Origin of the sequence: Duganella sp. SG902, assembly GCF_013376005.1 — a bacterium.
GTDB lineage: Bacteria > Pseudomonadota > Gammaproteobacteria > Burkholderiales > Burkholderiaceae_D > Rugamonas.
Map to the genome: position 1 here is coordinate 80,064 of NZ_JABMJK010000017.1, position 12,689 is coordinate 92,752.

Here is a 12,689-nt window from a genome sequence, read left to right on the forward strand (position 1 = left end):
TTTTATCAATATTACAATTAACCGCGCCATGTCCCTGACCTTATCCGACGTAACCCGCATTGCCAAACTGGCCCAACTTGAGATGAGCGAGCAGCAGGCCGCCACGGCGCTGGACCAGCTCAATGGCATTTTTGCGCTGGCCGAGCAGATGCAGGCGGTCGACACCGAAGGCGTTGCCCCGCTGAGCCACCCGCTGGCGGCGCACATGAACAACATCGCCCTGCGCCTGCGCGAAGACGTGGCCAGCGAACCGAATCGCCGCGACGACTATCAAACCGTGGCGCCGAAGACCCAGGACGGCTTGTACCTGGTGCCGAAAGTGATCGAGTAAAAAACACCACGTCATGCCGGCGCAGGCCGGGATCCATGCTGAGCATCCAGGCTCGCGTTCTATGGATTCCGGCCTCCGCCGGAATGACGCTGACGACGCAACGAATTCAACTGAACCACCATGCACACCAAAACCATTAAAGAGCTGTCCGCACTCCTGCAGAGCAAAGCGATTTCCGCCACCGAACTGGCCACGCACTTCCTCGACCGTATCGAGAAAAGCGATCTGAACGCCTTCCTGCACGTGGAGCGCGAACTGACCCTGGCGCAAGCCGCCGAAGCCGACGCGCGCATCGCCGCCGGCACCGCCACCCCGCTGACCGGCGTGCCGATCGCCCACAAGGACATCTTCGTCACCAAGGGCTGGCGCTCGACCGCCGGTTCGAAAATGCTGGCCAACTACGTCAGCCCATTCGACGCCACCGTGGTCGAGAAGTTCCGCAAAGCCGGCATGGTCACCCTGGGCAAGCTGAATTGCGACGAATTCGCCATGGGCTCGGCCAACGAGAACTCGGCCTTCGGCGCGGTGAAAAACCCGTGGGACAAGAGCGCCGTGCCGGGCGGCTCGTCGGGCGGCTCGGCAGCGGCCATCGCCGCGCGCCTGTCGCCAGCCGTCACCGGCACCGACACCGGCGGCTCGATCCGCCAGCCGGCCGCCTTCTGCGGCATCACCGGCATCAAGCCGACCTACGGCCGCGTATCGCGCTTCGGCATGATCGCGTTTGCCTCGTCGCTGGACCAGGGCGGCCCGATGGCGCAAACCGCCGAGGATTGCGCCCTGCTGCTGAACGCCATGGCCGGCTTCGACGAACGCGACTCGACCTCGCTGACGCCGGAACTGGGCGGCGTGGACGAAGACTTCACCCGCGAACTGGGCCAGCCGCTGACCGGCCTGCGCATCGGCGTGCCGAAGGAATACTTCGGTGAAGGCCTGTCGAAAGACGTGGAAGACGCCGTGCGCGCCGCGCTGGCCAAGTACGTCGAACTGGGCGCGACGCTGGTGGATGTCTCGCTGCCGAATACCGCGCTGTCGATCCCGGCCTATTACATGATCGCGCCGGCCGAAGCCTCGTCCAACCTGTCGCGCTTTGACGGTGTGCGCTACGGCTTCCGCGCCGAAGGCTACAAGGACCTGCAGGACATGTACCGCAAGACCCGCGACCAGGGCTTCGGTCCTGAGGTCAAGCGCCGCATCATGGTCGGCACCTATGTGCTGTGCCATGGCTACTACGACGCCTACTACCTGAAGGCGCAGAAGATCCGCCGCCTGATCGCGCAGGATTTCGAGAAGGTGCTGAACGGCCCGGACGCCGTGTGCGATGTCATCATGGGCCCGGTGGCGCCAACCGTGGCGTGGGATCTGGGCGACAAGTCGGACGACCCGGTGGCCGCCTACCTGGCCGACATCTACACCCTGTCCACCAGCCTGGCCGGCCTGCCTGGCATGTCGATCCCGGTGGGCTTCGGCGCGAAGAATCGCCCGGTCGGCCTGCAGATCATCGGCAAGCACTTTGGTGAAGCCAAGCTGCTGAATGTGGCGCACGCCTACCAGCAAGCGACCGACTGGCACACCCGCGCTCCGGCCGGCATCTAAGAACAACGAATACAGCGAGAATCATATGGAATGGGAAGTCGTCATCGGTATTGAGAACCACGTACAACTCACTACCGCATCTAAAATCTTCAGCGGCTCGCCGACCACCTTCGGCGCGGAAGCCAACACGCAAGCCAGCCCGGTTGACCTGGCGCTGCCAGGCGTGCTGCCGGTCATGAACAAGCAGGCGGTGGACCGCGCGATCCGCTTCGGCCTGGCCGTGGGCGCGAAAATCGCGCCGGCCTCGATCTTCGCCCGCAAAAACTACTTCTACCCGGATCTGCCGAAGGGCTACCAGATCAGCCAGTTCGAAGACCCGGTGGTGCAAGGCGGCGCCATCACCTTCGGCTACGACAAGGATGGCGAATTCGTCACCAAGACCGTCAACCTGACGCGCGCCCACCTGGAAGAAGACGCCGGCAAATCGCTGCACGAGGACTATGCCGGCATGTCGGGCATCGACCTGAATCGCGCCGGCACGCCGCTGCTGGAAATCGTCTCCGAGCCGGAAATCCGCAGCGCCGCTGAAGCGGTGGCCTACTGCAAAGCCCTGCACTCGCTGGTGATGTGGCTGGGCGTCTGCGACGGCAATATGCAGGAAGGCTCGTTCCGCTGCGACATCAACGTCTCCGTGCGTCCGAAAGGCCAGAAAGAATTCGGCACCCGCTGCGAGATCAAGAACCTGAACTCGTTCCGCTTCATCGAGGAAGCCGTGCACGTGGAAGTGCGCCGCCAGATCGAGCTGATTGAAGACGGCGGCAAGGTGGTGCAGGCGACCCGCCTGTACGATCCGGACAAAAAAGAAACCCGCGAAATGCGCAGCAAGGAAGACGCGCAGGATTACCGCTACTTCCCGGACCCGGACCTGCCGCCGCTGGTCATCTCCAACGCGTGGATCGACACCGTGAAAGCGTCGATGCCGGAACTGCCGGCCGCCATGCGCGCACGCTTCGTCAGCGAATACGCGCTGCCGGAATATGACTCGCTGGTGCTGACCGCGTCGAAAGCCATGGCGACCTACTTCGTGGCCGTGGTGGATGCAGCCGGCAAGGAAAACGCCAAGGCCGCCGCCAACTGGCTGATGGGCGACGTATCGTCGACCCTGAACCGTGAAGGCGTGGACATCGCGGACGCGCCGGTCAAGCCTGCGCAGCTGGCGCTGATGCTGAAGCGTATCGCCGACGGCACCATCAACAACAAGACCGCGAAAGAACTGTTTGGCGACATGTGGGCCGCCAAGTCGGACGATGACAATCTGGTTGATGCGCTGATCGAATCGAAAGGCCTGAAACAGATTTCGGACACCGGCGCGCTGGAAGCCATCGTCAACGAAGTCATCGCCAACAACGCCAGGTCGGTGGAGCAGTATCGCGCCGGTAAGGAAGCCGCGATCAACGCTCTGATCGGCCAGGCCATGAAAGCCTCGCGCGGCAAAGCCAACCCGGCGCAGCTGACCGAACTGCTGAAAGCCAAGCTGGCCGGCTGATCCCCGTCTCGCAAAAAAACGCCCCGCCGGCTAACGCTCGCGGGGCGTTTTTTATTGGAAATGTAGTAAAATTACTATATATTTACATAATATAAGTAGTTTAATTACAAAGGAGAGACATGGACTTGCAATTCCGCGCCGACCCGGCCCTGCTGCCCCACGCCGTTCCCGGCGGCGTGCGCTTCGTCTTCGATGCCCCGGCGGACGCCCACAGCGTTGCGCTGGCAGGCACTTTCAACTGCTGGGCGGGGGACGTCTGCATGATGGAGCGCGCCTCCGGCGCGCGCTGGCAAGTCACGCTGCCGATACCGGCCGGCCGCCATCTCTACAAGTTCGTCATCGACGACCGCGACTGGATACCCGATCCCGCCAATCCATGGATCTCCGAAGATGGCCAGAACAACTCCTGCCTGACCGTCGATGAGACAGGCGCGGTGCTGATGCGCCAGCAGGGCATGAGCGCCGCCGCGCCAGGTCCGCTGCATGCGCGCGCAGCGCTGGCCAGCCCGGCGTGGCTGCGCGACGGCGTGATCTACCAGCTGTCGGTACCGGCCTTCGGCGGCAACTTCGATGGCGTGCGCGCCAGGCTCTCCTACCTGGACGAATTGGGTGTCGACGTGTTGTGGATCATGCCTTTCCACCCGATCGGCATTGAAGGGCGGCGCGGCGCGCTGGGCGATCCCTACGCTGTGCGCGATTTCAACAGCATCGATCCTGCACTGGGCGATGCCGCGTCCTTGCGCGCACTGGTGGCGGCGGCGCACGATCGCGGCATGCGCGTCATCATGGACTGGACGCTCAACCGCAGCAGCGCGGACCATCCCTTCACGCGCGAGTATCCGCACTGGTACACGCGGCGTGGCGACGGCAGCATCTACTACGCCGTGCCGAATCGCGACTACTTCGCCGGCTTTAACTTTGCCGACAGCGAGTTGCGGCAGTATCTGATCGCCAGCATGCGCTGCTGGATCGAACGCTTCGGCTTCGACGGCCTGCGCTTCGACGACTCCGACATCACACCATGCGACTTCCTCGACGAGATCCGCGCGGAGCTCAGCGCGCTGCGTCCGGACATCGCCCTCATTTCGCAGTCCTACGACGAATTCCACCACCTGGCCGCTTGTGACCTTACCTACGAAGGCGGCACGCGCGAAATGCTGCGCCAGGCCGACAACACCGCCTTTGCCCGCTACTGGAACGAATCCACCTACAGCTTCCCGCGCGGCGCCTTGCGCATGCGCTGGCTGGAGGACAAGGAGCAAGGCCGCATCTCCAGCTTCCTCGGCACCGAGGCTCATCGCCCCGCCGCCACCGTGATGCTGTGCATGGACGGCGTGCCGCACATCCTGATGGGACAGGAATTCAACGAACCCACATGGACCGGCTGGCAGGTATTGTTCGACGGCTGGCAGCTGGACTGGAAAGCCTTCGACAACGAAATGTACACCCATTACCAGACGCTGATCGCTCTGCGCCGCCGCCACGCCGCGCTGCGTACAGGCGCCACCGAGTTCCTGGACGGTCTGCCGCCTGGCGCCATCGGCTTCACCCGCAACGACGCCAACCAGCGCCTCGTGGTGCTGGCCAACCTGTCGTCCACTGCGCAAACCTTCTCCGCCGAACTCGCGCGCATCGAACCGCTCTACGCCGCCGGCTGGCGCGCCGAAGACGCCACACTGGCGCCGCACGGTTGGATCATCGCACGACAAAATTAAAGTATACATTTTTGTCTAGACAGAATATTCTACGTCTACCGCATTCAGGGAGACGTCATGAGTATTCCGAAACCGACCACCGCCGAACTCGAACTGCTGCAGGCATTGTGGCCGCTCGGTTCGGCCACCGCCAAGCAGGTGCACGAGGCCATGCTGGCCGATAAACCGGAGCTGGCCTACGGCACCGTGCTGCGCCTGATGCAGATCATGCACACCAAGGGCATCCTGACGCGCGACGAGAGCCAGCGCTCCCACATCTACGCGCCGGCGCAGGCACAGGACAGCATGCAATCCAGCCTGCTCAAAGATCTGATGCAGAAGGCCTTCGCCGGCTCGGCCAAGGCGCTGGTGCTGGCCGCGCTGCGCTCCGGCATCTCCAAAAAAGAGCGAGCGGAAATCGAAAAACTGCTTAAGGAAGAAAACAAATGAGCGCCTTCATCTTCGAGCTCGGGCTGACGCTGATGCACTTCCTGTGGCAAGGCTTGCTGCTCGGCTGCGCCTGCGCGGTCGCCCTTACCCTGCTGCGCAACAGCCGCGCTGAATACCGTTATCTGGTGGCCTGCGTCTCCCTGCTGGCGTGCCTGTGCTGGCCGCTGTTCGACCTGATACAGCGCCTGACCGGCGATGCGGCGGCCGTCAGCGCCGCCCTGCCTGGTCTGCAATGGACGGACCACATCACCGGCGATGAGGGCACCAGGTTCATGCTGCTGAATTCACTGCGCGGCATCGTCGGCATCTGGGCGCTATGCGCCGCCGCACTGGCCCTGCGCATGATCGCGGGGCTGCTATGGATAGACCGCACCACGCGCCGGCCAAGCAGCTGCCAGCGTCACGATCAGTTGCGCTGGGAGGCCGATCTGGCAAGGCTGGCGCAGCGCTTCGGCATCACACGCCATGTGCGTCTGCGGGTGGTGGATGCGCTGTCCAGCCCCATCACCGCCGGCTGGTGGCGTCCCGTCGTGCTGATGCCGGCGGCGCTGGTGGGCGGCATGCCGCCGGACCTGCTGGAAGCCCTGCTGGCGCACGAGATTGCGCACATCAAGCGCCATGATTACCTGATTAACCTGCTGCAGAACGTGATTGAGACGCTGCTGTTCTACCATCCGGCCGTGTGGTGGATATCGAACCGCATCCGTCTTGAGCGCGAACTGATCGCAGACGATGTCGCTGCAAGACAGCTCGGCGAACCGCGGCGCCTGGCACTTGCATTATCCGAACTGGAAAAACGCCAGTTCTCCACTCACCAACTGGCCCAAGCGGCCAACGGAGGAAATCTGATGATGCGTATCCAACACCTGCTGCGCCCTGCGCCGCAAGCCCTCAACTGGAAAGCTGCCATCGCCATGGCAGGCGTGGCGCTGGCCTGCCTGTCGATCTACGCGGAGGCGACAGCAACCGACAAGAATGTCTCCAACCGCGTCGACGCGCGGATCGACATCAAGAGCTGCGCCAAGCCCGTGTATCCGCAGCAAGCGTTCAAGGAGTCGCGCACCGGCACAGTGCAACTGGGCTTCCTGATTGACCCTACCGGCAAAGTAAAAAAATCACGCATAGAACACAGCAGCGGCCACGCCGATCTGGATGAAGCTTCACGCACCGGTATCGAGAAATGCACCTTCAAACCCGCCACCAAAGCCGGCAAACCCGTCGAATCCTGGACAAGCCTGCGATACGTCTGGACGCTGGAATAGCTTACATGCCTTTGAAACGGTGCTGGAAGCGTTGGCTGACCGGCAGGCGCAGTGGGTGGTCGCGCAGGGTCAGCCACACGGCACCGTCGGCGTCCCGGTTGACGGCGGCGATGCGTTTGACGGCCACCAGGTAGCCACGGTGGATTTGCCAGAAGCCCGCCTCCTCCAGTTGCCCGGCCAGATCCTTCAAGGGTGTGCGGATGTGGGCTTCCAGTTGATCGGTGACCACCCGTGTGTACTTGAGTTCTGAAGCGAAGTAAACCACCTCGTTCAGGTCGATGAAGTGAATGGTGTTGCCCACGCTGGCCTGCAGCCACGCGGGCGGCTTCTTCGGCGCCAACTGCTGCACCAACCGGGCGAGATCGGGAGGTGGCGTGCCAAGGCGGCTGCGCAGGCGTTCGATGGCGCGCGCCAGCCGTCCGGTATCAAGCGGCTTGAGCAGGTAGTCCACCGCGCCTTCGTCGAACGCCGCCAACGCGTGTTCCTGATAGGCCGTTACGAACACGATATGCGTGCGCGAGCCGAAGGTGCGCGCCACTTCCAGTCCGTTCAGGCCCGGCATGCGAATGTCGAGGAAGGCGATGTCCGGCTCCAGCTCGCGCGCGAGACGCAGCGCTTCGATGCCATCGCCGGCCGAAGCCACCAGTTGCGCCTCGGGCCAGAGCGCGGCCAGCGCCGCTTCCAGTTCGGCGCGCAGCAGCGGCTCGTCATCTGCAATCAGGATGCGGGGGGCTTGCTTCATGCAGACTCCGGACGGGATAAGGGCAGGTTCAATTCCGCGACGGTCCAGCCGTCGGCGCCGACGCTCAAGCGCAGGCTGGCCGCGCCGCCATACAGGGCTTCCAGCCGCTGGCGCACATTACGCAGGCCCACGCCGCTACCCAACACGGCGTTGCCCAGACCGGCGCCGTTGTCGCGCACCGCCACCAGCACGCGGCCATCGGCGCGCCGCGCCTGCACGGTGACGGCGACCGCGCCGGCGTGCGGCTCGACGCCATGCTGCACGGCGTTCTCCACCAACGGCATCAGCATCAGCGGCGGCAGCGCCAGGTCGCGCACCTCGTCGGCACAGGCAATGTGCACGCTGAGACGGTCGCCGTAGCGTATCGCCATCAGCTCCAGATAATGAGCGGCCAGCTCGCACTCGCGGCCCAGCGTGGACATCGGGCTGCGCAGGTCGGGCAATGCGCTGCGCAGGTAGGCGATCAGGTGGTCCAGCATGCCGAGCGCCCGTTCCGGCTGGTGCCGCACCAGATAGCGCGTGTTGGCTAGCGTGTTGTAGAGGAAGTGCGGTTCGATTTGCGCCTGCAGGGCTTTCAGGTCCGAGGCCATCGCCGCCTGCGACAACTGGGCGATATGCAAGGTGCGCGCGCGATGCCGCGCCATCCACAACGGCAGTACAAACAACAGCATGAACAACAGCGCCTGCACCGCCATTACCTGCGCTTCGTTGAGCGGATCGATGCCGATCCAGGACAGGCCAAGCGCGTAGATCCACCCTGCCGCCGCCGTGCTGGCGCACCCCAGCGCCAGCAACGCTGCCCACAAAGCGGCCCAACCGCGGCCACGGACATGGCGCTGCATCAGCAGCATCACGCCGGCAGAGGCGCCCAGCGGCAGCAGCAAGGCCGCGAACAGCGCCAGCCAGGTGTAAGCGCGCAGTTGGATCGCCGCCAGCGTGCCGGCACACACCAGCAGCGCACTTAAGGCGCACTGGCGCGGCGTGCAGGCGGCCACGCGCCGCAGCGCCTCCGGTGCGCCACCAGCGTCCGCGCCGCGCCATCGCATCGTCATCATAGAACCGGCTTCTCCGGCAGACGCGAAGGCGGCATCACATCCACTGGCACTGTCTTGTCCACCACCTCAAACGACAGCTCATCGATCCACACCTGGCCGCTGCCGGAGTTGATCACGCCGAACGAGATGGTGGTGCCGTCTTCCGGCACGTCCAGCGTCACGCTACGCACCTGCCACGCAGTGGTGCCCTTGATCGGCTGGTCGCTGCTGTTATAAAACGCGCCATTGGGCCGTTTCTGCGCCTGTACCTGCATCCACAGGCCGGCCCAGTTGCTGACGTCGCGCGTCTTGACCATGGCGCGGAAGCGCACCCGCTGGCCCAGGTAGCGCTGCGCCGAGATCATCTGCACCAGCGAGCCGAAGCCCTTGTCCTCGCCCTGCGCATAGCGCAGGAACTTGGCGCCCTTGCCGCTGATGGTCTCGACGTTGTCGATGCCAGCCTGATAGGAGGTGGCATGGTCGCCCGAGACAAACCATGGCGGCGGCAGTTTGCCAACCGATTCCGCCGCCACCACCCACAAGGAGGTGGCGGCCAGCGCGGCGGCGATCACGTGCAGCGGCTTCATAGCGACGGTGTCTCCGCCGGTACATAACGGCCCGGCATCACATCCACCGGCACGTCCTTGCCGACCACCTCCAGTGACAGCTCGTCGATCCACACCTGTCCTTTGCCGGCGTTAATCACGCCGAAGTTCAGCGTGGCCGCATCCTCCGGGATGTCCAGCGTGACGCTGCGCACCTGCCAATCGGTGGTGCCGGCGATGGGCTTGTCCTGGCTGTTGTAGAACGCTTCCGGGCGCTCCTCGCGCGCGCGCAATGCGCTCATCCACAAGCCGGCCCAGTTGCTGACGTCGCGCGTCTTGACCAGCGCCTGGAAGCGCACGCGCTTGCCCTGGTAGTTCCTGGCCGAGATTTGCTGCATCAGCGTGCCGAAGGACGACGCGTCGCCGCCGGTGTAACGGATGAAGCGCGGCACCTTGTTGCTCTTGCCCTCTCCGGTATCTTCGCCAATTTCATAGGAACCGGCGCGCTCGCCGGAGAGTATCCATCCTTCCACCCGAGCGGCATTGGCCGAACCGCACAGGGTCGCCGCCAGCAGGACCGCGGCCAGAATTTTCGTTTTCATGTGATCTCCAAGGGCATGACGGGTTGTCATGAGCGCTACTGTGCACCTGCGGGAGCAAGCCGTGTGAACGCTGCGACAAGCGCGCGGCACGACGGATAAGCGTCGGGAAAAGCGGATTAACGCATCATCCACGCAAGGATATCGGCAAAGATCTCTTCGCGATTCAGCTCATTGAAGTTTTCGTGGAAGTTTTGCGGGTAGCGCCGGTAGGTCAGCAGATGCGCTGGCACGGACTTCAGCATGGCCTCGGCGGCGTTGGCGTCGGCCAGCTTGTCGTCGCCGGCCACCACCGCGAACAGCGGCTGCGTCCACGCGGACATGCGCGCGGCCAGGCCTTGCTGCGCGGCGGTCAGCGCGTTGCCGAAGCGGACCGTGATTTCGGTGGCGCGAATGCCGTCGCGCTCATCGGCGTGATGGCGCGCGGTGATGCCGCCGTCGTGCGTGAGCTGATCCGTGAGCGACTCCAGCGGCACCTTCATGCGCGGCGCCAGCGCGCCCAGCACGCCGGCCAGCGCCAGCAGCACCGGCGACACCTTGATCGCGTTCACGTAGTATGGCGAGGACAGGATGTAGCCCTTGATCGCGGCCTCGCCGGCAAAGTGGCCAAGCGCCAGATGGGTCGCGATCAGCGCGCCCATAGAGTGCCCCATCACGTATATCGGCAAGCCCGGATACTGCTGCCTGACCCATTGCAGGAACAGCAGGCTGTCGTCGAGGAAGACCTCGAAGCCGGGAATGTCGACCCGGCGCGCGTCCTGGTGGCCGCACAAGTCGTAGGCCACGGTGGCGATGCCGTGCTGGCGGAAGTACAACGCCGGCGTGACGTAGTCGCCGCCGTGCGCCATGCCGCCGTGGATGGCGAGGATGACCGCGCGCGGCGCCTCCGGCTCCCACACATGCACGCGCCGCTGCGCGCCCTGCCCTGCGCTGAAAGTGGTGAGTCGGTCCTCGGAAAACCGCATCAAGCGGTGATGCTCAGATTGATGCCCATTTCAACCAGCATGGTCATGTCGGCTAGCGAGAAGTCCAGGCTGGGCGTTGACGCGCCCTGGTCGGTGGGGAAGGAGACGCGCAGCTCGGCGGCGACGTCGGAACGCTCGAAGTGGATGCCGCGCGCCTGGCACTCGCCAAGGTAGAAACGGATCTGCTTGAGCAGCTCGTCCGGGTTCTGCTCGGTGCCGATGGCCACGTAAAACCCGGAGTCGATGCGCACCCGGCCGTCTGGCTTGACGTCGCCCTTTTGCCAGTCGCCGTGCGGCTCGGTAGGCAGGCCATCGCGGATGTCTGCCAGGCCTTCATCGTCGCCGTGTACCTTCAGTGTTGCGATATTCATTGGTCTGCCTCTGGTTGGTCTCCTACCGCGAGGAGGTTACACCATAGAAATATCAAAGTCTAGCAATATAGCCAATTAGGCAATGCCGTAGCGGCTGCGGTAAGCCGCCACCGCGTCCTTGTACTGGGCCAGCTGCGGATCGGCGGCGGCGCCGTTCAGGAAGCCGAACAGGTCGTCGAGGTTGCCGATCGAAATCACTGGAATGCCATATTTCTCGGTCACTTCCTGCACTGCCGACAATTCTGACAGTTGTCCGTCCTTACCGGCGCGCTCCATGCGGTCCAGCGCGATCAGCACGGCGCACGGCTCGGCGCCGGCCGCGCGGATCATCTCCACCGATTCGCGCACCGAGGTGCCGGCCGAGATCACATCGTCAATGATGACCACCTTGCCTTGCAGCTTGGCGCCAACGATGGTGCCGCCCTCGCCGTGGTCCTTGGCCTCCTTGCGGTTGAAGGCGAACGAGGTGTTGCGGCCCTTGCCGGCCAGCGCCACCGCCGTGGCCGAGGCCAGCGTGATGCCCTTGTAGGCAGGGCCGAACAGCATGTCGAACTGGACGCCGGAATCGAGCAGCGTCTGCGCGTAGAACTGCGCCAGCTGGGCCAGCGTGGCGCCGTCGTGGAACAGGCCGGCGTTGAAGAAGTACGGCGACTGACGGCCGGCCTTGGTGGTGAACTCGCCGAAGCGCAGCACGCCCGTGTTGACCGAAAACTGGATAAATTCCTGACGTAAGGTGTTCATGTTGCCTCATTTCTTTAAAGTGCCGGTATTTTACCGCTACACTAGCGCATTCCGTATTTTCTGCCCTGAATCTTCTATGCCAAAAATCATCTCCGCCAACCTGAATGGCATCCGCTCCGCCGCCTCCAAGGGCTTTTTCAACTGGATGGCCAAGCAGGACGCCGACTTCGTCTGTGTGCAGGAACTCAAGGCGCAGGCGCCGGACATGACGCCGGAATTCCTCAATCCCGGCGGCTACCACGGCCACTTCCACTACGCCGAGAAAAAAGGCTATTCCGGCACCGGCGTCTACAGCAAGATCGAACCGGACCGCGTGGTGATCGGCTTCGGCTCGCCCGAGTTCGACGCCGAAGGCCGCTACGTGCGCTGCGATTTCGGCAAGCTGACCGTGATCTCGGTGTATTGCCCGTCCGGCTCGTCCGGTCCGGAGCGCCAGGAGGCCAAGTTCCGCTTCATGGACCTGTTCCTGCCGCACCTGCGGCAACTGCACGCCGAGGGCCGCGAGGTGGTGATCTGCGGCGACTGGAACATCGCCCACAAGGAAATCGACCTGAAGAACTGGAAGGGCAACAAGAAGAACTCCGGCTTCCTGCCGGAAGAGCGCGAATGGATGACCCGCATCTTTGACGAAGTCGGTTTCGTCGACGTGCACCGCGGCCTCGATCCGCGCGAAGAGCAGTACACCTGGTGGAGCAACCGCGGCCAGGCCTACGCCAAGAATGTGGGCTGGCGCATCGATTACCACGTGGCCACCCCGGGCATCGCCGCCAAGGCCACCAGCGTGGCCATCTACAAGGATGAGAAATTCTCCGACCACGCGCCGCTGACCATTATCTACGACGCGATGTAAGTGCTCACTTGCTGCGTTCCATAGTT

The 12,689-nt window shown here is 63.9% G+C and carries 14 protein-coding genes; 7 read left to right on the top strand and 7 right to left on the bottom strand.

Annotated features, from left to right (window positions below; genetic code table 11):
- Positions 1-28: 28 nt before the first annotated feature.
- The 6 genes from gatC to FHW83_RS26125 all read left to right on the top strand — a co-directional run bounded on the left by gatC (position 29) and on the right by FHW83_RS26125 (position 6,816).
- Entirely contained in the window at positions 29-331 is a 303-nt protein-coding gene (gene gatC, locus FHW83_RS26100; protein WP_176649289.1) for an Asp-tRNA(Asn)/Glu-tRNA(Gln) amidotransferase subunit GatC, read from the top strand.
- A gap of 120 nt (positions 332-451) precedes the next feature.
- Positions 452-1,924, top strand: a complete 1,473-nt coding sequence (gene gatA, locus FHW83_RS26105; RefSeq protein ID WP_176649290.1) for an Asp-tRNA(Asn)/Glu-tRNA(Gln) amidotransferase subunit GatA — start codon at positions 452-454, stop codon at positions 1,922-1,924.
- A gap of 25 nt (positions 1,925-1,949) precedes the next feature.
- Entirely contained in the window at positions 1,950-3,410 is a 1,461-nt protein-coding gene (gatB, locus tag FHW83_RS26110) for an Asp-tRNA(Asn)/Glu-tRNA(Gln) amidotransferase subunit GatB (protein WP_176649291.1), read from the top strand.
- Positions 3,411-3,529: 119 nt separating this feature from the next.
- Entirely contained in the window at positions 3,530-5,125 is a 1,596-nt protein-coding gene (locus FHW83_RS26115; protein WP_176649292.1) for an alpha-amylase family glycosyl hydrolase, read from the top strand.
- A 57-nt stretch (positions 5,126-5,182) separates the two neighbouring features.
- Positions 5,183-5,554: a BlaI/MecI/CopY family transcriptional regulator gene (locus FHW83_RS26120; RefSeq protein ID WP_176649293.1), complete on the top strand. Its 372-nt coding sequence runs from the start codon at positions 5,183-5,185 to the stop codon at positions 5,552-5,554.
- Positions 5,551-6,816 (top strand): M56 family metallopeptidase, encoded by a 1,266-nt coding sequence (locus tag FHW83_RS26125; protein ID WP_176649294.1) that lies wholly within the window; start codon positions 5,551-5,553, stop codon positions 6,814-6,816. Before FHW83_RS26120 ends, FHW83_RS26125 begins: the two co-directional genes overlap by 4 nt.
- Before the next feature lies 1 nt (position 6,817).
- Here the strand turns inward: FHW83_RS26125 and FHW83_RS26130 are convergent, their stop codons facing one another.
- From FHW83_RS26130 to pyrE, 7 genes are all read right to left on the bottom strand, one after another.
- Positions 6,818-7,558: a LytTR family DNA-binding domain-containing protein gene (locus FHW83_RS26130; RefSeq protein WP_176649295.1), complete on the bottom strand. Its 741-nt coding sequence runs from the start codon at positions 7,556-7,558 to the stop codon at positions 6,818-6,820.
- Positions 7,555-8,613, bottom strand: coding sequence for a sensor histidine kinase (locus FHW83_RS26135; RefSeq protein ID WP_176649296.1), 1,059 nt, complete (start codon positions 8,611-8,613; stop codon positions 7,555-7,557). Before FHW83_RS26135 ends, FHW83_RS26130 begins: the two co-directional genes overlap by 4 nt.
- Positions 8,610-9,179: a transcriptional regulator gene (locus FHW83_RS26140; RefSeq protein ID WP_176649297.1), complete on the bottom strand. Its 570-nt coding sequence runs from the start codon at positions 9,177-9,179 to the stop codon at positions 8,610-8,612. Before FHW83_RS26140 ends, FHW83_RS26135 begins: the two co-directional genes overlap by 4 nt.
- The gene (locus FHW83_RS26145) at positions 9,176-9,739 is read right to left on the bottom strand and encodes a transcriptional regulator (protein ID WP_176649298.1); all 564 of its coding nucleotides are present in this window, start codon (positions 9,737-9,739) and stop codon (positions 9,176-9,178) included. The genes FHW83_RS26140 and FHW83_RS26145 overlap by 4 nt, the downstream gene beginning before the upstream one ends.
- A 116-nt stretch (positions 9,740-9,855) precedes the next feature.
- Positions 9,856-10,701: an alpha/beta fold hydrolase gene (locus FHW83_RS26150; RefSeq protein ID WP_176649319.1), complete on the bottom strand. Its 846-nt coding sequence runs from the start codon at positions 10,699-10,701 to the stop codon at positions 9,856-9,858.
- A complete protein-coding gene (locus FHW83_RS26155) occupies positions 10,701-11,072 on the bottom strand; it encodes a hypothetical protein (RefSeq protein WP_176649299.1) in 372 nt (123 codons plus the stop codon). The genes FHW83_RS26150 and FHW83_RS26155 overlap by 1 nt, the downstream gene beginning before the upstream one ends.
- 75 nt (positions 11,073-11,147) lie before the next feature.
- On the bottom strand, positions 11,148-11,813 hold the full coding sequence (gene pyrE / locus FHW83_RS26160; RefSeq protein WP_176649300.1) for an orotate phosphoribosyltransferase: 666 nt from the start codon (positions 11,811-11,813) through the stop codon (positions 11,148-11,150).
- A 76-nt stretch (positions 11,814-11,889) separates the two neighbouring features.
- On the opposite strand from pyrE, the gene FHW83_RS26165 reads away from it, so the two are divergent.
- Positions 11,890-12,663 (top strand): exodeoxyribonuclease III, encoded by a 774-nt coding sequence (locus tag FHW83_RS26165; protein ID WP_176649301.1) that lies wholly within the window; start codon positions 11,890-11,892, stop codon positions 12,661-12,663.
- Positions 12,664-12,689 lie beyond the last annotated feature (26 nt).

Coding starts and splice junctions, on each gene's coding strand:
- gatC (WP_176649289.1), top strand. CDS start 29: ATGTCCCTGACCTTATCCGACGTAACCCGCATTGCCAAACTGGCCCAA.
- gatA (WP_176649290.1), top strand. CDS start 452: ATGCACACCAAAACCATTAAAGAGCTGTCCGCACTCCTGCAGAGCAAA.
- gatB (WP_176649291.1), top strand. CDS start 1,950: ATGGAATGGGAAGTCGTCATCGGTATTGAGAACCACGTACAACTCACT.
- FHW83_RS26115 (WP_176649292.1), top strand. CDS start 3,530: ATGGACTTGCAATTCCGCGCCGACCCGGCCCTGCTGCCCCACGCCGTT.
- FHW83_RS26120 (WP_176649293.1), top strand. CDS start 5,183: ATGAGTATTCCGAAACCGACCACCGCCGAACTCGAACTGCTGCAGGCA.
- FHW83_RS26125 (WP_176649294.1), top strand. CDS start 5,551: ATGAGCGCCTTCATCTTCGAGCTCGGGCTGACGCTGATGCACTTCCTG.
- FHW83_RS26130 (WP_176649295.1), bottom strand. CDS start 7,558: ATGAAGCAAGCCCCCCGCATCCTGATTGCAGATGACGAGCCGCTGCTG.
- FHW83_RS26135 (WP_176649296.1), bottom strand. CDS start 8,613: ATGATGACGATGCGATGGCGCGGCGCGGACGCTGGTGGCGCACCGGAG.
- FHW83_RS26140 (WP_176649297.1), bottom strand. CDS start 9,179: ATGAAGCCGCTGCACGTGATCGCCGCCGCGCTGGCCGCCACCTCCTTG.
- FHW83_RS26145 (WP_176649298.1), bottom strand. CDS start 9,739: ATGAAAACGAAAATTCTGGCCGCGGTCCTGCTGGCGGCGACCCTGTGC.
- FHW83_RS26150 (WP_176649319.1), bottom strand. CDS start 10,701: ATGCGGTTTTCCGAGGACCGACTCACCACTTTCAGCGCAGGGCAGGGC.
- FHW83_RS26155 (WP_176649299.1), bottom strand. CDS start 11,072: ATGAATATCGCAACACTGAAGGTACACGGCGACGATGAAGGCCTGGCA.
- pyrE (WP_176649300.1), bottom strand. CDS start 11,813: ATGAACACCTTACGTCAGGAATTTATCCAGTTTTCGGTCAACACGGGC.
- FHW83_RS26165 (WP_176649301.1), top strand. CDS start 11,890: ATGCCAAAAATCATCTCCGCCAACCTGAATGGCATCCGCTCCGCCGCC.